This is a genomic window from Paraburkholderia bengalensis, assembly GCF_037126505.1.
Classification (GTDB): Bacteria; Pseudomonadota; Gammaproteobacteria; order Burkholderiales; family Burkholderiaceae; genus Paraburkholderia; species Paraburkholderia bengalensis.
This window is the reverse complement of sequence record NZ_JACFYJ010000141.1, coordinates 1-16,313: the sequence shown is the minus strand read 5'-3', so window position 1 is coordinate 16,313 and position 16,313 is coordinate 1. Positions and strand designations below refer to the sequence as shown.

The window sequence follows — 16,313 nt, the reverse complement described above, 5'->3', positions numbered from 1 at the left end:
AAAAGCCTGCGCAGCAAAGACACCATCGCGGATGCCAGCGCAGAGGGCGAACACACATCAGAAAAGCCTGCGCAGCAAACACCGCCATCGCGGATGCCCGCGCAGAGGGTGAACACACATCAGAAAAGCCTGCGCAGCAAACACCGCCATCGCGGATGCCCACGCAAACGGCAAGCACACAACAAAAACGCCCGCGCCGCCCAGGCGCAAAAACAACCTTACCGTGCCCTCACCACGATCTGCGACAACGCATCGCGCTCGATCCTCACCAACGAACCCCGCGCCCGCGCGAACTCCTCAGCGCTGCACACCTGATGCCCAAACCGCGCGCGCAACCGCCGCGTGATCTGCACGACGCGTGTCGCAGGATCGAACACGTAGTGCGCTTCGTAATCGAAAAAGCCGTCGCGCACCACGGTATCGGCGGGCAAATCGGTGATGCGCGCCGTCGCGGGCAGCGCGATCTGCGCGGTCTCGTCGAAATCGCCGCCGATACATACCCACGGCTGCGTGCGCTCCGGTTCCGCGAGCCATGCCTGCACCTGCGTCGCAATGCCGCCCGACAGACTCGTCAGCGCCGGCAGCGCCGTCGTGCCGTCGGGCCAGCTGAAATGCTCGAGCGTGCCCTGCATCGTCGTCGCGAACGGGCCCACGGTCGGTGACAGTTCGCCGGGCTGCATCCGCGCGATGCCATGCAGCCCCGTCTGCCGCAAACGGTCGGCGGCGATCTGCTGCCAGCGCTGGCGCGTCGCGCGGCGAAACACGTTGCGCTCGAGTTCCGACGTCACGCCCACGTCCTCGACGCGATACGTGAAGGCCGCCGTCCCCGTCGCGTCGATGTCGATCGCAAGCCGCGCGCTGCGGCCGCGCTCCTGCGTCGCGGGCGTGCGCGCAAGCACGCCATCGTCGACGAGCAGTACCGGCCGGTCCATCGCGCCCGGCGGCAGATAGCCAAAGCCGATGCCGCCCGCCGTCGTGTCCGCGTATAGCTGCAGCGACGCAATCCACGTGATCGCGTGATTGATCGCGCTCGCGCCATAGCCGGGCACATCGGGCAACGTGTAGATGGGACCAAGGTTCAGCAACACGGCCTGGCTGTCGATGCCAACGGCGGCAAGCAGCGCGCCGTACAGCGCGACGTGGTCCTTGCAGTCGCCATAGCGGTTGCGCAGGATGTCGCTCGCCTTGTGCGGCACGGCCGCCGTCTCGCCGAGAAAGAGCGCGACATAGCGGATGTTCAGACGTACCCAGTCGTAGAGAATCTGCGCCTTCGCGCGCGGGTCGTCGGTATGCGCGGTGAGCGCCTGCGCCAGCTGCGCGATGGCGGGATCACGCCAGGTCGGGTCCAGCGCCGGTGCGCGGTAGCGCTCGGCAAACGACGCGAAATCGCGCGTCGTCGACACCATCAGCCGGTCGCCCCATGTCACATAGCCGACGGCGCCCGATTCGATGGGCGCATACGGCCCGTGCCGGTACTCGAACGTATAGCGGGTGCGGCCGTTCTCCGTGACGGGCGGCTGCGCGACGTAGCCGCGCGCGTCGGCGTAAAGCGGCACATCGGCGGGCAGGTCGAAGATCAGCTGCTGCATGTCGACGGGGCCGCGCGTCGGCTCGACGAAATACGCGAACGTGCCTGCCTGCAACGGCACCGAACGCGTCTTGCGAAACGCGAGATGCACACGCGAGCCCGGCTCCACGCCCGGAAAGATCACCGTGCGCAGCACGCCGTCCTGGAAGGTCGGCGCGCCCGCCGAGCGCGGCTCCTGCACGTCGCGAATGCCGTCGGGCCCGACGGGATGCGCGACGCCGTCGCGATCGATCGTCTCGGCCGCAAGCAGTTGCACCTGCTCGATGTCCTTGTTGAACCACACGTAGCGCTGCGCAATATCGTCCACGCCGCTTGCCGTGTTCGCGCGCAGCACGGTGTCGTCGTGCTCCTCCACCGAGCCGTCCTTCTGCACGACAAAGAGATGCACGTCGCGCTCGATCGTCGACGGCGCGACGTCGTCGGTGGCGACGCGCTCCTGCGCGTGTGCGGCCCCGCCGCCGCAAGCGCAGACGATCAGCGGCAGCATGGCCGCCGCGCGCAGGCGCTGCGCACGCCGGCTCATGCCTTGCGTACCTCGTCGCGGCCATCGGCGGCGTGCGCGCTCGCGCCGCGCCGCAGGCGCCACGCGCGCGGACTCATGCCGAAGTCGGCGCGAAACGCATGATTGAAATTGGACACATCGTTGAAGCCGCAATCGAGCGCGATATCGACGATCTTCGCCTCCGGGTCGTCCGCCACGCGCAGCGCCGCATGACGCAGCCGAGCGCGCAGCAGGTACTGATGCGGCGTAACGCCCGTCACGCGCTCAAAGGTGCGCAGGAAGTAGAAGTCCGAGAGGCCGCACTGCTGCGCGAGACTGGCGAGCGTATGCGCCGCGTCGGGCGTTTCGTCGATCAGCCGCGCAATCTGCGCGACGCGCGACCACGCAGATGCGCTCGCCTCGACGGCACGACGCTTCGCGTCGGCTTGCGCCGTGCGCAGCGTCGCTTCGGCGAGATCGACGGCCAGTTCGTCCCACGCGACGCGCGACGCGTCATTCGCGGCCCCCGCGCAGGCGCGCGCAATCAGCGGCGAAAACGCGCGCAACGGCGGCATGCTGGCGTGCCTGAACGCGACGCTCGCGCGTGGGTAGCCGGCATCGGCCGCCAGTTGCTCGAAGTACGCCGGATGATAGTGAAACGACACGCAGCGGTCGCCGGGCGCATGACGGTGTCCGCATTCGAAGCACTCGCCCGTGTTGCCGAGCAGCAGCGAACCGGGCGTGAGCAACTCGCGCCCCTGCGACGACCGGTAGCCGAACGCGCCCGCCACCACCATCGCGATGCACACGCCCGAGTGCCGCTCTTCGAAAGGCCGGTCGCGCGGACCGAAGGTGCACAGCACGTCCATCGCCCCCCAGCCGTCGCCTGTCGCGAGCGCGCGCATCTGCGTGCCGCCGCGCGCGCCGAGCATGTCGCGGCGTGCCAGCGCGGCTTCGAGATCGACGGCAATTTTTCCCAAGATGTCACCTCGTCGGGTCCGTATGCTCGTTTTAACACAACGGCGGCAGGCGCGACGCGATGCGCCCGCCGTCCTTTCAACCGCTTTCGAACCGGGAGCCGCCTGCAATGAATGCATTGGACCATGATCTCGCCCGCGGATTTCACGCAGCACTCGGCGCGCCCGGCCGGGCCGCCGGCATCGACGCAGCCGACGATCTCTACGGCTGGCTGATCGGCAGTTGGGACATGGATGTGCTGCACTATCGCGGCGACGTGCGCGAGCAGCATCTGACGGGCGAAATCCACTTCGGCCGGGTGCTCGAAGGACGCGCGGTGCAGGACGTCTGGATCATGCCGCGGCGCGCGGACCGCACGACGCCGCGCGAACGCGGCCTCGACATGTACGGCACCACGCTGCGCGTATGGGATGCCTCGATCGAAGCCTGGCGCGTGACGTATCTGAACCCGGCGAACGGACAGCGCGACGAACTGATCGGCCGGAAAATCGGCCGCGACATCGTGCAGATCGGCATGCATGCGAACGGCACGCCGATCCGCTGGAACTTCACCGAAATCACAGCCGACTCGTTCCGCTGGACGGGCGTCGCGCTCGCGGCCGACGGCGTGACGTGGAATCTCGAAGGCGAGTTCGTCGCGCGGCGCAGGCGTTCTTAGCGAACGAAGCGAAGCGGAACAAGACGGCCCAACGCAGCGGCGCGTCAGTGTTGCCGCAACGCCGCGCCCTCGTCCTTCGATAGCTTCACGAAGAAGAACAGCGAGCACAGCACGGCCGCGCCGACCACGAAAAACGCCGGCGAAAAATCGCGCGCCGTGAGATGCGCGGCGCTGCCGCCGTGCAGATGCGCTGTCAGCGCGAGCAGCGACGCGCCGAATGCGACGCCCAGACTCACCGACAACTGCTGCGCCATGCCGGAGAGCGCCGTCGCGCGGCTCATCTTCGGCTTGGGCATGTCGGAGTAGCCGAGCGTGTTGAGCGTCACCATCGCGAGCGAATTGAACAGGCCGCCCACCAGCAGCACGCAGAAGATCAGCAGATGCGGCGTGCTGGGCCGAAAGAGCCCATAGCACGCGTAGAAGCAGCCGGTCATGCAGGTCGCGACGATCAGCAGCGTGCGAAAGCCGATGCGCCGGATGGCCGTGGTCATGACGCCGCGCACCGCGAGCGAGCCCACCGCCGTCGCGACGCTGAGCGACCCCGAGGTCAGCGGCGACAGCCCGAAACCCAGTTGCAGCATCAACGGCATCAGAAACGGCGATGCGCCGATGCCGATGCGCAGCGGCATCCCGCCGAGCACGGCCGTCCGGTACGCCTTGTAGCGCAACAGCAGCGGATCGATGATCGCGTCGGCGTGACGGCGGCTGTAGAGCCAGTACAGCAGCATCGACAGCGCGCCCGCGCCCGTGAACGCAAACGTCACCCATTGCGGCACGAGCCCGCGCCCTGCCGTATCCAGCCCGCCGACCAGCCCCACCAGGCCCGTCGACAGCAGCACGAAACCGGGCAGATCGAAACGCTCGTCGATGCGCTCGTGCGAGTCGTCGATGAAGGCCAGCGCGCACAGCACGCCGATCGCGCCGAACGGCACGTTCAGCAGGAAGATCCAGCGCCACGACGCGAACGTCACCACGAGACCGCCGAGCAGCGGTCCGGCGAGGCGCCCGAAGGCGCCCGGCACGGTGAACCACACCATCGCCGCGACCATCCGCGCGGGCGGCACGCTGCGCAGCAGGATCAGCCGGCCGACGGGCACCATCATCGCGCCGCCCATGCCCTGCAGCACGCGAAACACGACTAGCTGCGGCAGCGACGTGGCGAGCCCGCACAGCGCCGACGCCAGCGAGAACAGGCCGATCGCCGAGCAGAATACGCGGCGCGCGCCGAAGCGGTCCGCGAGCCAGCCGCTCGCGGGCAGGAACACGGCGAGACTCAGCAGATAGGAGGTGATCGCGAGATTCAGATGCAGCGCCTGCACGTCGAGCGAGCGCGCGATGGAAGGCAGCGCGGTCGCCATGATGGACGTATCGAGGTTCTGCAGGAACAGCGGACAGGCAACGATCAGCGGAATGATGCGGGCGCGGTCGGTCATCCAGTGCTTTTACCGCAAAACGGCCACCAATGGCGAGTTCCGCCGCGTGCCCGCTATTACGTGCGGTTACGTGCGGCTACGTGCGGTTACGTCGGTGACGTTCAATTGCGTCCGTTTGCGCCCGGCAATGTCCGATCACCACCCGCTTGCGCCCATTGCGTCGGCGTTCGGGCGTTCTCAGCGCGCCTCTTCGAGCGCCCGGCGCAACGACAGCGCGATACCGCGCGCCGCAAGCTTCACCTCGTCGAGCGACGGGAACGACGGCGCGATGCGCAAATGGCGGTCGTCCTCATCGCGTCCGTACGGATACGCCGCGCCCGCGGGCGTCAGCACGAGCCCGGCTTCGGCGGCGAGCGCGACCGTGCGCTTCGCATAGCCGCCCGGCGCGTACAGGCTGATGAAATAGCCGCCTTCCGGGCGATTCCACGACACGCCGGGCACCTCGCCGAGCAGCGTCTCGAACGCCTCGATCACGGCGTCGAACTTCGGCCGCAACAACGCGCGATGTTTCTCCATCAGGCGCTCCAACCCTGCGCGGTCGCGCAGATAGCGCACGTGCCGCAACTGGTTCAGCTTGTCCGGACCGATCGTGCGCACGCTCATATGCTTTTGCCACCAGTCGATATTGCGCGGTGACGATGCGAGAAACGCCACACCGCCGCCCGCCAGCGTGACCTTCGACAGCGACGCGAACACCAGCGCGCGATTCGCATGCCCGGCGCGCTCGCACAACGCGACGATGTCCGGCGTCGCGCGCGGCGTGTCAGTCAGGTGATGGAAACGATAGGCGTCGTCCCAGAAGAGCCGGAAGTCGCTCGCGGCAGCGGGCATCGCGGCCATCCGTTCGACTGTCGCGTCCGACCAGATCGCGCCGCTGGGATTGCTGTAAAGCGGCATGCACCAGATGCCTTTGATCGACGCATCGCGCTTCACGAGCGCTTCGACGGCGTCCATGTCGGGACCGTCTTGCGTCATCGGCACGGGGATCATGCGGATGCCGAGCGCTTCGCAGATCGCGAAGTGGCGGTCGTAGCCGGGCACGGGGCACAGGAACGCGACCTCGCCCTGCCGGCTCCACGGCGCCTCGCCGGGCATGCCGTGCAGCATCGCGAACGCGAGCGCGTCGTGCATCAACTCGAGACTTGAATTGCCCATCGCCGCGACCTGGCCCGCGTCGAGCTCGAGCAGCTGCGCGCCGAACTCGCGCGCCTCGGGCAAGCCGAGCACGTGCCCGTAGTTGCGGCAGTCGATGCCGTCGCGCGACATGAAGCCCGCCGTCCCCGCTTCGTCGAGCAGCGCGCGCGACAGGTCCAACTGCTCGGGCGAAGGCTTGCCGCGCGACATGTCGAGCCGCATCGCAAGCTGCCTGAATTCGTCGTAGGTGGCGGGCGTGGTCATGGTGGTGACGGTCGTCATAGTGGTCATGCGCAAGCGCGAAGAGAACCGATGGTAAAGCCAGTATGCCGCCGCGCCCGGCTTCAGACAAACGCGTTATATTGATCTTTTCGATCAGCAATTCTGATAGCCACACAACAGGACGCAAGCGGATGAAAACCCTCGATCTCGACGTGCTCGCTATGTTCGTCGCCATTGCCGACACGGGCAGCTTCGTGCGCGGCGCAGCCCTCGTGCATCGCTCGCAATCGGCGCTGAGCATGCAGATCCGCTCGCTCGAAGCCGCGCTCGGCAAGCCGCTGTTCGTGCGCGGCGCGCGCAGTGTAACGCTCACGCAGGACGGCCAGGCCCTGCTCGGCTACGCGCGCCGCCTGCTCGCGCTGCGCGACGAAGCATGGGCGTCGATCGTGCATCCCGAGGTGAAGGGCCGCGTCGCGATCGGCGTGCCAGACGACTATGCCTCGTCGCTGCTGCCTTCCGTGCTGCGCAATTTCTCGGCGATGTATCCCAAGGTCGAGATTCAGGTGGTCGGTTTGCCGAGCAATGCGCTCGCGCCGCTCCTGAAGGACAACAAGGTCGATCTCGCCTGCGTGACGCGCGTCAAGGGGCTGTCGGGCGAGTTCATCCGGTTCGAGCCGATGGTATGGGCCGGTACGTCGACGCCGGGGCGTGAAATCTGGAAGGAACGGCCGCTGCCCATCGCCGTGTTCGGCACAGGCAGCGTGGCGCGCACCAACGCGATTCATGCGCTCGAACGCGCGAAGATCGGCTATCGCACGTCGTATGAGAGCCCGAGTCTGATGGGACTTTTCAGCATGGTCGATGCGGGCCTTGCGGTCGCGCCGCTCGCGCGCTGCGCCGTGCCAGAGCGCTTCGTCACGCTCGGTCGGCAGCACGGGCTGCCGAAGCTGCCCGAACTCGAAATCGTGCTCGCCCGCAGCGCGCGTTCGAACCGGCCGCCCTGCGACTATCTCGCCGAACAGATCCTGAGCGAGTTGCGTAATTGACGTTGCGCGGCGCAGGCGATGAATGCCAGCGCGCTTCGCCCTGCTGACAATTATCAATGCCTTTCGGGAACGCAGTATCGACAATCCCGACATCGGCTAGCTCATTGCCGATCGGCCCGGCGCGCCACACTCGAAAGCACGCCTCGTCTGTTCCGGCTCCGCGGTTCCCCGGCTGCGGAGCCGCTTTTTTTCGGGGCAACATATCGTTCGATTGATCAGGATCGCTACTTTTTTCGTCACCCAACGTACATGCAACCGGCACGCGAGCGCTTCTCGCCCATCGACGATTTTGAAGCACTGGCGCTCGCGTACGCGCCACACGCGTAAGGGCGGCCGTTGCGCCTCTAAGCGCGGCTATCGGCGACGCCCCGTGCCACGTGTATCGTCGAACGCGCGAGCGTGGTGCAGGTCGTCGCACCCAAACGGCGCCCCGTTATGCGACGTGCTGCGCGAGACGCACCCCGCGCTTCTCGTGTTCGGATTCGCGTGCTGGACGACGCCGCGCGCGCTTCCCTGCGCCTCGCGCGCCTGGCGGCCCACATCCGCAAGCCCGCGACGCTCGACGACATCGTGACGAATCTCGCAACCGTCCCACGCGCCGCCCGCCGAACGCCCGTCGGCACCAACCCTCACGCGTAAGCGCTGCCGGGCCGCGCGCCGACGCACGGCCTGCTCCGTGATCCGCACGGCGCTGTCGGCCCGCCCCTACATGCCCGACCCGCGACTTACACGTAATTCAACCGATCGCCAATATGATCTTGAGACTCCAGGCGCAATACTTCCGTCTGTGAATCGACGACGCCACAGCGTATCGACGGGTCGATCCGGACCGTGCATCGACTGAGAGGAAAGCATGGACACCCACGAAGTTTTGTCGGCCGTACGTGACGTCCATTTCGCGTATCCGATGCCGGCACGGGGCCTCGCGCGGCGCGACGATGAGCCGATGCACGCCGCAATGCAGCTCGCACAGCAGCCAGAGAAGCCGCGGTGAACAACGCGCCGTCCCGGCTGCCAGCGTGCGGCGGCACGACAGCCGCTACGGGCCGGTCCATGATCGACGACACGCACGAGACGCGGCTCGCCGTCGAACTGTTCAGGCTGGGTGCGCGTCTGCAGGTCACCCGGGCGGAAACGACGCTGCCGCGCGAGCGGTTGATCCGCCTCTACAAGGAATCACATGGCGAGTCGCCACCCAAAGGCAGGCTGCCGGCTTCGACGGATTGGTACGTGACGTGGCTGCCGAACATTCACGCGTCGCTGTATTACGCACTGTATGAATTCGCGGCGCAACAATCTGGCGTGAGCCGTATCACCGCGACGATGACCGCGTATCGGCTGTATCTGGAGCATCTTTCCGATCACGCCGCCCCCGTGCTGAGCTTTACGCGCGCGTGGATGCTGGTGAACTTCGTCGAACACGGCGTGCTGCACCGCGTGACGTGCGCGCAGTGCCACGGACGCTTCGTCGCACGCGCGCACGCGTTCGATCGCAACTATGTCTGCGGCCTGTGCCGGCCGCCCGCGCGGACGGGCAAAACGGCACGCGCCGCGACATCCGCCGGACATCGCGTCTGATACCGCGTCTGATATCGGCACGTCGCCGTCGCGCGAACGGGTCAGAACACGCGCCGCTTCTCGTGCCGCTTCTCGCGCCGCATCGGCTCGCATCGGATAACTGGAGAAATTCGATTGTTGGACTGCAACAAAGCACTGCACGACATCCGTGAAGTCGCCCTGTCATACGCCGTCGCCTCGCGACGGCTCGTGCGTCGAAATGTCGGCGAAGCCACAACGCGGGCACGCGGCATGGTCTGCGTCGCCGGGATCGCAAGACGGGCTGCGACGAGCCGGCCGCTCTGCCGGGTCGCGCGATACGCGATGCTGTGCGCCTGCCCCGTCACGGCGCGGTGTCAGGCACGCGGTGGCCGGCTGGCCGTCGACGCTGGCGCGCCCTGACTCGCCAGCGTGGCGAACGACGCGACGTGCTCCTCGCAATAGTCGAGGTAGGCCCGCACGAGGCTCGACGGATGGCGATGCGACGGATACACGAGACTGATGTACTGCAACGGCATGGCAAGCTCGGGGAAAAGCACGCGCAGCGTGCCGTTGCGGATCGGCTCCGCAGCGAGAAACGGCGGCAGTTCCGTCACCACTTCGCCGCGCAGCGCGCGAATGCGCAAGTGCAGGTAGTCGTTCGTGACGAAGCGCACGCCGTCGCGCAGCACCTTGTCGCCGATGCGCCAGCTGCTCTCGTCGGCGGGATGGCTCGACCAGACCGCGCACGGACACGTCGGCAACTCGTCGGGTGAACGGACATTGAGACGCTCGGCAAGCGACGGACTCGCCACCAGCACATGACGGTAACTCACCAGACGCCGCGCGACCATGCGGTCGTCGATGATGCGCCCGAGCTGCAGCGCGACGTCGATGCCTTCGTGGCGCAGATCGACGTTGCGCTCGCTGGTCATCGCGCAGACCTTGATGTGCGGATAGCGCTCCTGAAAAGCGCCGAGCATGTCCCACCACGGCTCGAACGAAGGCGGCAGCGAGACCCGCAGCACGCCCGCGTACTGCGCCTGCCCCGAGCGGAGCACGTCTTCCGCCTTGAGCAGCGCGTCGATGCCGAAGCCGGTGGTCTCGTAGAACTGCATGCCGGCGCGCGTCAGCGTCACGCCGCGCGTGCCGCGCTCGATCAACTGCACACGCAGATCGCGTTCGAGCCGCCGGATACGCCGGCTCAGAGTGGGAAGCGGAACGTTGAGGCGCAATGCGGCCGCGGACAGACTCCCCGATTGCACGGCGGTGACGAACATACGTGTCGCATTGAGATCCATCAGAAAGAACCCTATCTCAAAAATGAAAGTCTTGTTTTCAGTTCTGCCGATTTCTTAGCGATCCTATGAGACCTATGATTTTTTACGAAAGGTCGTAGATTCACTTGGCTCGCGATGCGGCAAACGATCCACCTCACGTGCGGGACGACTCTACAACGGCAATCTTTCGCAAACGTCTCATGCCGCGCGCGAGGAGGTCGCGCGCGGCGCAATCCACGCTGCCAGCGGAGGGGTCCGATGAACAGGCACGTTGAACTCGACGGTGAAGCGCGCGCCCGAATGCTGGCGTTTCTCGTCCTGGCGCGGCTCGCCGCCCGTTCGCGCAAGGGCATCTGGCTCGGCGCCGAACAAAAGGTCGAGTCGGCACGCATCTGGCTCGAAGCGCAGCGCTTTCGCTGCGGCCGGCTCGATGGCGTGCGGCTCTCGCGCGCTTGCGTCGCCATCGCCGCGAAACTCGCGCGCGCCCGTCCGCCCCTCGACGCTGCCGTCCTGACGGCGCTGTTCTCCGATGGATGGCGCGTCGACTACGCGCACCCGTGGACGCGCCACATCCTCGGTTGCTGCACCCCTCACGTGGCAGCGCATTCGCTGCGATACGCGATTGCCGCAAGCGGGACCAACAACGGCCAATACGGTGCGCGCGAGAAGCACGCTCAGGCTCTTTTGAACGAGTCTAGGTCGCGAAAAACGAAGCAGCCCCCTCCGTTTCGAGGGGGATAAGGCCATTTGGAAATGCACCGCAACTGTGACCGAAACATGACCATGAACGCGCATCCCCTCGCCTGTGCGTCCCACTCGCCTTTGCGTCACGCGCTGATCGCCATGATCGCGCTCGCCGCGTTCCTGGCGGGCGTGCTCGCGCAAGCATTCACCGCGCACATCGCTTTGCCGTTCACCTTGCTGATCGCGCTGTCGGCCGTGTTCGCGTGTCTTGCCGCCTGCATCGCCGGATCGATGCGCGGCGCGACACGCATGGCCTTCGTCTCGCTTCACGCGAGACGCAGCGCCGCCGCACGCCGCCGTTTCGACGAAGCACGCCTGAACGCGATCATCCGTTCGTCGCGCGAGGCGATCATCACGACGGACGCAGCGCAGCGCATCGTGCTGATGAATCCGATGGCGGAAACACTGTTCGGTTGCGATGCGGCACAGGCGCTCGGCACGCCGCTCTCGCGCTTCATCCCCGAGCGTTTTCGCGCGGCGCACGCGCAGCATGTCAATCGATTCGGTTCGACGGGCGCATCGGACCGGCGCATGGGCAGCCAGCGCGTGCTTTATGCGCTGCGCGCCGATGGCCGCGAATTTCCCATCGAGGCGTCGATCTCGCACAGCGAGAACGACGGCGAAAAGCTCTATACGGTCATGCTGCGCGACGTCACCGAACGCGTGCACGCGGAAGAAGCGCTGCGCCAATCCCGCGAAGACCTGCGCGAGCTGTCGGCCAACCTGCAGCACGTGCGCGAAGAAGAAAAAGCGCACATCGCACGCGAGTTGCACGACGACCTCGGGCAATCGCTGACCGCGCTGAAAATGGATCTGTCGCTGATCCAGCGCGCGATGACGCGCGACGCGTTCGACCGCGCCGAGGTGAACGAGCGCATCGCCGTCATGGCGCGGCTGATCGACGATACGGTCGCGTCGGTGCGACGCATCGCCGCGAACCAGCGCCCGGCGATGCTCGACGATCTCGGTCTGCTGGCCGCCATCGACTGGCTCGCCGACGACTTCTCGCAACGCTACGCCATCGCCGTCAAGCGGCACGTCGACGTGGGCGCGGCCGTGTTTTCGCACGACACGTCGACGGCCCTGTTCCGCATCGTCCAGGAAGCGCTCACCAACGTCGCGCGGCACGCCGATGCGCACGTCGTCACGCTCGCGCTGCGCGTCGCGGACGACGCATGCACGCTCGTCATCGCCGACGACGGACGCGGCGCGCCCCACGCGCCATCCGAAGGGGGCGCCCACGCGCGCCAGCACTTCGGCCTGCTCGGCATACGCGAGCGCGCGCACATGCTCGGCGGCATCGTGTCGACGGGCGATCCGGGCAAAGGCTTTCGCATTTCCATCACGTTCCCCGTGAACGCATTGCAACCCCAAGAGACGCATCCATGATTCGCATTCTTCTCGCCGACGACCACGCGCTGATACGCGAGGGCCTACGCCATATCCTCAGAGAGTCGGCCGATTTCAAGGTGGTCGGCGAAGCGGCCGACGCCGCCAGCACGATCGCGCTCGTACGCACGACCGACGCGCATATCCTGATCCTCGACCTGTCGATGCCGGGTCGCAACGGCGTCGAGATGATCCGCCAGATCAAGATCATGCACCCCGGCATCCACATACTCGTGCTGACGATGCACGGCGAGCACCAGTACGCCGTGCGCGCGTTCAAGGCAGGCGCGTCCGGTTATCTGACGAAGGAAAGCGCGGGCACGGAACTCGTGAGCGCGCTGACGAAGATCGCGGGCGGCGGCGTCTACATGAGTCTTGCGATCGCCGAGCGCTTCGCGCGCAATCTGCACGAGCCGCTCGAGACGCTGCCCCATCAGCGGCTGAGCGACCGCGAGTTCGACGTGTTCAGGCGCATCACCGCAGGCGAGACGATCGGCGAGATCGCCGAGCATCTGTGCGTGAGCACCAAGACCATCAGCACCTACAAGGCCCGCATCCTCGAGAAGATGCAGCTGCCGCACGGCGCCGCGCTCGTTCGGTATGCGATCCGCCACAAGCTGTTCGAGGACAACGACGAATCATGAGGCTCGCATGCGCATTGATGTGAGTGCCGCCCGACGCGCGCTCCCCATGTGCTGACGGCAGTTTCATTCGCCGCTGATTCTCTTTTGAGACGGGGCACTCGATACTTCAGACAACAGCGCGTCCGTGCCGATGCATGCAGTACCGCGACAGCCGGACAATCCACCCTCGCCGCGCGTGCGTCTGGCCCGCACGCGCGCAACCTGCAAGGAGGCCACATGTTTGTTGCCGACGCGCCCACGACGTCATCTTCTGCGTTCTCGCAGACATCGGACATCGCGCGCAGATTCCATGCCGGCGTCGCACCGCGCGATGCGTCGCGCTGTTCGCTATGCGCGCTTCAGGCGCTATGCAATCCCGCCGATCTCAATGCCGAGGAGCTCGAACAGGTCGATTCGCTCGTCGCCGAAGTGCGCAGCGTGCAGCGCGGTGCGAGCCTGTTTCGCGCGAATGATCCGTTTCACAGCGTCTATGTGCTGCGCAGCGGCTCGTTCAAGACCGTGGTGATGCATCGCGAGGGGCGCGAGCAGGTGACGGGCTTCCAGATTTCGGGCGAAATGCTGGGACTCGACGGCATCGTGCACGGACGCCATCTGACGGGCGCGACGGCGCTCGAACGCAGCACCGTCTGCGTGATTCCGTTCGAGCCGCTCGAAGACGCATGCCGCGCGATCAAGCCGATGCAGCAGCATTTGCACAAGGTGATGAGCCGGGAAATTGCGCGCGAATCGAACATGATCATGCTGCTTGGCACGATGCGCGCCGAGCAGCGCGTGGCCGCATTCCTGCTCAATCTCGCCGAGCGCTACGGCACGCGCGGCTACTCGGCCACGGAGTTCGTGATGCGCATGACGCGCAGCGAGATCGGCAGCTATCTCGGCATCACGCTCGAAACGGCGAGCCGCATGTTCTCGAAGCTGCAGCAGGACCGGCTCGTGCACGCGCGCGGCAAGCAGATCCGCCTGCTTGACACGGAAGCGCTCGCACGGCTGTGACACGCGATGCGCTACCGTCCGCTACGCCTGTCCGTCATCCGTCTTCGCCCAGCTGCACGAGCAATGCGTGCAGCCGCTCGGTGTGACGCAGCAGCATGTTCCTATGCTTGTCGATCTGTTCGAGGCGGCCCGCGAGATCGGCGTGGATGGGATCGTCGAGCTCGGCGGCCGACAGTACGTCTTCGACCTTGGCGCGCACCGACGCGAACTCGACGGGCGGATGCGTCAGCGTGCGCTCGAAGCGCCGCACTTCCTGCACGGCGAGATCGCGCACCTTGCGAAAATAGGCCTGACGTCTGTGCTGTTCCGCTTCATGCAGTTCGTCTTCGGGACGCCGCGCCGGCTGCTGGCCGAAGATCGGCTCCGGCGGACGCAGCACCGTGCGCTTGCGCACCGGGTGCGCCGTGCCGCGAAAACGCGCCAGCGGCGTTTCATTGTCGATGGCTTCGCGCGCGTTGTCGGGCACGTCGGGCGCCTCGTGCGGCGCGTCCATCCAGCCGCCGGGCAGCCCCGTCACCGCTTCGACGCCGCGCACGAATTCCTCGCTGAAATCGCGCTGTCCGGCGAGCATCAGCTTCAGATACGACGCGGAGAACGTCATCATCCGTGCAAGACGAGTCGCCGCGCCGACCTCCCGCGTGAGCAGCGCCAGATTGGCTCGCCAGATGGGAAGCAGGGATTCGTCGGAATATTCCATCGCTGGGTCTTCCTTGATCAGTCTTGCGGGCGCCTGTCTGCCGGACGGCCGAAGCCGGCGGAGCCCGGCCGTGCGCCGCGTCCGACAACGATAGTCGCATCGCCATGCGCCGCGCAACCGGATTCACCTTCCGTTCGCGGCACACGCAACAGCGGCTACGCGTCGCGCCACATGTGGGTTGCATGCAAGATTGACCGTGGCACGCACGTTGCGTTCCGCACGGCGCGCGCCGGCACACACGCGCCAGCGCGATATCACGATGTGACAGACGATGCAGCGATGAAGAAGGCGCCGGAGCCGACGCCTGCGAGGCAAGCCGCGCGCGAGCACTCGCGCCCGCGCGGCAGTTATGGTCAGGCCGCCGCGACGCGTTCGAGCGCTGTCCTGACGAGCGTTTCGAGCAGCGGCTCGATTTTTGCGGCGAGCGCTTCGTCGTACGCGTACGGCATCTGCTCCTGCATGTACGTGATCTGCGACAGCTCCAGCTGCACGGCATGCACGTTCTGCGCGGGCTGACCATAGTGGCGCGTGATGTAGCCGCCCTTGAAGCGGCCGTTGGCAACCGCGCTATAGCCGCCGTACGCGCCGGCAATCTGCGCGAGCGCCTCGGCGAGCCCTTCTACGGCGCTCTCCCCGTTCGACGTGCCGAAGTTGAAGTCGGGCAGGCGTCCATCGAAAAAGCGCGGCACATGCGAGCGGATCGAATGGGCTTCCCACAGCAGCACTTTGCCGTGCTGTGCCTTCAGTGCGGCAAGCTCGCCCTGCAGCGCTTCGTGATACGGCTTCCAGTAAGCGTCGCGGCGACGCGCGACTTCCGCGTCGTCGGGCAGATGGCCGTCGCGATACAGCGGCTCCTTGTCGAAGGTATCGACAGGCAACAGGCCCGTCGTGTCCTGCCCCGGATAGAGATTGGCGCCGTCGGGCGGGCGGTTCAGATCGATCACGTAGCGCGCATAAGTGGGCGCGAGAATCGACGCGCCCATGCGCTTCGCGAATGCATACAGGCGGTCGAGATGCCAGTCGCAATCGTCGGTGCGCGCGGCGACGGGCGTCATCTGCGCGGCGATGTCAGCGGGAATGCGCATGCCCAGATGCGGGATCGAGATCAGAAGCGGCAGGCTTCCCCGATGCAGCGAGAAGACGGGCAAGGTGTCGGTGGCAGTCATGGCGTCAGGGCTTCTCAAAGTGGATCGATGCGCGCGGCCTGCGTCACTTCAGCAGTTCCGCGAGCGCCGCGCGGTATTGCGCATAGGCAGTGTCTTCATCGCGATGCCTGCCATTGTCGACGACTTTCGCGCCGCCTGCATACACGTCGCGGATGGGCGTGTTGCCGTGTTCGCAGAACACGATGCCCGACAGCCACGCCTCGCTCGCGTGTTCCGCGATGCTCGTGTGGTCCGCATCGAGCACGATGAAATCGGCGCGGGCGCCTTGGCGCAATGCGCCGACGGCGCGGCCCGTCGCCAGCGCGCCGCCCCCCAGCGACGCCG

Annotated in this window: 16 protein-coding genes and 1 pseudogene; 9 read left to right on the top strand and 8 right to left on the bottom strand. The window is 66.5% G+C overall.

Annotated elements, in window-relative coordinates:
- Positions 1–218 precede the first annotated feature (218 nt).
- Both H3V53_RS39740 and H3V53_RS39735 read right to left on the bottom strand, forming a co-directional pair.
- A complete protein-coding gene (locus tag H3V53_RS39740) occupies positions 219–2,111 on the bottom strand; it encodes a DUF3857 and transglutaminase domain-containing protein (protein ID WP_336602494.1) in 1,893 nt (630 codons plus the stop codon).
- Complete coding sequence (locus tag H3V53_RS39735) at positions 2,108–3,049, bottom strand: helix-turn-helix transcriptional regulator (RefSeq protein WP_336602493.1); 942 nt, start codon at positions 3,047–3,049, stop codon at positions 2,108–2,110. The genes H3V53_RS39740 and H3V53_RS39735 overlap by 4 nt, the downstream gene beginning before the upstream one ends.
- Positions 3,050–3,156: 107 nt before the next feature.
- Between H3V53_RS39735 and H3V53_RS39730 the strand changes: the two genes are divergently transcribed.
- Entirely contained in the window at positions 3,157–3,705 is a 549-nt protein-coding gene (locus H3V53_RS39730) for a hypothetical protein (RefSeq protein ID WP_336602492.1), read from the top strand.
- 44 nt (positions 3,706–3,749) lie between these two features.
- On the opposite strand, the gene H3V53_RS39725 is transcribed toward H3V53_RS39730, so the two are convergent.
- Positions 3,750–5,138 (bottom strand): MFS transporter, encoded by a 1,389-nt coding sequence (locus H3V53_RS39725; protein ID WP_336602491.1) that lies wholly within the window; start codon positions 5,136–5,138, stop codon positions 3,750–3,752.
- A 177-nt stretch (positions 5,139–5,315) separates the two neighbouring features.
- The gene (locus tag H3V53_RS39720; protein ID WP_336602495.1) at positions 5,316–6,536 is read right to left on the bottom strand and encodes an aspartate aminotransferase type Ic; all 1,221 of its coding nucleotides are present in this window, start codon (positions 6,534–6,536) and stop codon (positions 5,316–5,318) included.
- Between the two features lie 149 nt (positions 6,537–6,685).
- On the opposite strand from H3V53_RS39720, the gene H3V53_RS39715 reads away from it, so the two are divergent.
- The 4 genes from H3V53_RS39715 to flhC all read left to right on the top strand — a co-directional run bounded on the left by H3V53_RS39715 (position 6,686) and on the right by flhC (position 9,118).
- Positions 6,686–7,540, top strand: coding sequence for a LysR family transcriptional regulator (locus tag H3V53_RS39715; protein ID WP_054926768.1), 855 nt, complete (start codon positions 6,686–6,688; stop codon positions 7,538–7,540).
- Positions 7,541–8,026: 486 nt separating this feature from the next.
- Positions 8,027–8,179, top strand: coding sequence for a hypothetical protein (locus H3V53_RS39710; RefSeq protein WP_336602490.1), 153 nt, complete (start codon positions 8,027–8,029; stop codon positions 8,177–8,179).
- Between the two features lie 214 nt (positions 8,180–8,393).
- Positions 8,394–8,534: a hypothetical protein gene (locus H3V53_RS39705; protein WP_336602489.1), complete on the top strand. Its 141-nt coding sequence runs from the start codon at positions 8,394–8,396 to the stop codon at positions 8,532–8,534.
- 59 nt (positions 8,535–8,593) lie between these two features.
- Complete coding sequence (flhC, locus tag H3V53_RS39700; RefSeq protein ID WP_336602488.1) at positions 8,594–9,118, top strand: flagellar transcriptional regulator FlhC; 525 nt, start codon at positions 8,594–8,596, stop codon at positions 9,116–9,118.
- Positions 9,119–9,453: 335 nt separating this feature from the next.
- Here the strand turns inward: flhC and H3V53_RS39695 are convergent, their stop codons facing one another.
- Entirely contained in the window at positions 9,454–10,377 is a 924-nt protein-coding gene (locus tag H3V53_RS39695) for a LysR family transcriptional regulator (RefSeq protein ID WP_336602487.1), read from the bottom strand.
- A 237-nt stretch (positions 10,378–10,614) separates the two neighbouring features.
- On the opposite strand from H3V53_RS39695, the gene H3V53_RS39690 reads away from it, so the two are divergent.
- From H3V53_RS39690 to fnr, 4 genes are all read left to right on the top strand, one after another.
- Positions 10,615–11,097 carry a hypothetical protein gene (locus H3V53_RS39690; RefSeq protein WP_336602486.1) on the top strand — a complete coding sequence of 161 codons (483 nt, stop codon included), beginning with the start codon at positions 10,615–10,617 and terminating at the stop codon, positions 11,095–11,097.
- Positions 11,098–11,139: 42 nt separating this feature from the next.
- Positions 11,140–12,489, top strand: a complete 1,350-nt coding sequence (locus tag H3V53_RS39685; RefSeq protein WP_336602485.1) for a PAS domain-containing sensor histidine kinase — start codon at positions 11,140–11,142, stop codon at positions 12,487–12,489.
- On the top strand, positions 12,486–13,133 hold the full coding sequence (locus tag H3V53_RS39680; protein ID WP_054926774.1) for a response regulator: 648 nt from the start codon (positions 12,486–12,488) through the stop codon (positions 13,131–13,133). The genes H3V53_RS39685 and H3V53_RS39680 overlap by 4 nt, the downstream gene beginning before the upstream one ends.
- A gap of 216 nt (positions 13,134–13,349) precedes the next feature.
- Positions 13,350–14,126, top strand: coding sequence for a fumarate/nitrate reduction transcriptional regulator Fnr (gene fnr / locus H3V53_RS39675; protein ID WP_336602484.1), 777 nt, complete (start codon positions 13,350–13,352; stop codon positions 14,124–14,126).
- 34 nt (positions 14,127–14,160) lie between these two features.
- Here the strand turns inward: fnr and H3V53_RS39670 are convergent, their stop codons facing one another.
- The 3 genes and pseudogenes from H3V53_RS39670 to H3V53_RS39660 all read right to left on the bottom strand — a co-directional run.
- The gene (locus H3V53_RS39670; protein ID WP_336602483.1) at positions 14,161–14,823 is read right to left on the bottom strand and encodes a hypothetical protein; all 663 of its coding nucleotides are present in this window, start codon (positions 14,821–14,823) and stop codon (positions 14,161–14,163) included.
- Positions 14,824–15,176: 353 nt separating this feature from the next.
- Positions 15,177–15,989 carry an N-formylglutamate deformylase gene (gene hutG / locus H3V53_RS39665; RefSeq protein ID WP_336602482.1) on the bottom strand — a complete coding sequence of 271 codons (813 nt, stop codon included), beginning with the start codon at positions 15,987–15,989 and terminating at the stop codon, positions 15,177–15,179.
- 43 nt (positions 15,990–16,032) lie between these two features.
- Positions 16,033–16,313 (bottom strand): annotated as a pseudogene (locus tag H3V53_RS39660) (formimidoylglutamate deiminase); the annotation flags it as partial.

Bases quoted from the DNA above. Each gene is read 5' to 3' on its own strand.
- H3V53_RS39740 (WP_336602494.1), bottom strand. From the start codon at position 2,111: ATGAGCCGGCGTGCGCAGCGCCTGCGCGCGGCGGCCATGCTGCCGCTG.
- H3V53_RS39730 (WP_336602492.1), top strand. From the start codon at position 3,157: ATGAATGCATTGGACCATGATCTCGCCCGCGGATTTCACGCAGCACTC.
- H3V53_RS39725 (WP_336602491.1), bottom strand. From the start codon at position 5,138: ATGACCGACCGCGCCCGCATCATTCCGCTGATCGTTGCCTGTCCGCTG.
- H3V53_RS39720 (WP_336602495.1), bottom strand. From the start codon at position 6,536: ATGACCACGCCCGCCACCTACGACGAATTCAGGCAGCTTGCGATGCGG.
- H3V53_RS39715 (WP_054926768.1), top strand. From the start codon at position 6,686: ATGAAAACCCTCGATCTCGACGTGCTCGCTATGTTCGTCGCCATTGCC.
- H3V53_RS39705 (WP_336602489.1), top strand. From the start codon at position 8,394: ATGGACACCCACGAAGTTTTGTCGGCCGTACGTGACGTCCATTTCGCG.
- flhC (WP_336602488.1), top strand. From the start codon at position 8,594: ATGATCGACGACACGCACGAGACGCGGCTCGCCGTCGAACTGTTCAGG.
- H3V53_RS39695 (WP_336602487.1), bottom strand. From the start codon at position 10,377: ATGGATCTCAATGCGACACGTATGTTCGTCACCGCCGTGCAATCGGGG.
- H3V53_RS39690 (WP_336602486.1), top strand. From the start codon at position 10,615: ATGAACAGGCACGTTGAACTCGACGGTGAAGCGCGCGCCCGAATGCTG.
- H3V53_RS39685 (WP_336602485.1), top strand. From the start codon at position 11,140: ATGAACGCGCATCCCCTCGCCTGTGCGTCCCACTCGCCTTTGCGTCAC.
- H3V53_RS39680 (WP_054926774.1), top strand. From the start codon at position 12,486: ATGATTCGCATTCTTCTCGCCGACGACCACGCGCTGATACGCGAGGGC.
- fnr (WP_336602484.1), top strand. From the start codon at position 13,350: ATGTTTGTTGCCGACGCGCCCACGACGTCATCTTCTGCGTTCTCGCAG.
- H3V53_RS39670 (WP_336602483.1), bottom strand. From the start codon at position 14,823: ATGGAATATTCCGACGAATCCCTGCTTCCCATCTGGCGAGCCAATCTG.
- hutG (WP_336602482.1), bottom strand. From the start codon at position 15,989: ATGACTGCCACCGACACCTTGCCCGTCTTCTCGCTGCATCGGGGAAGC.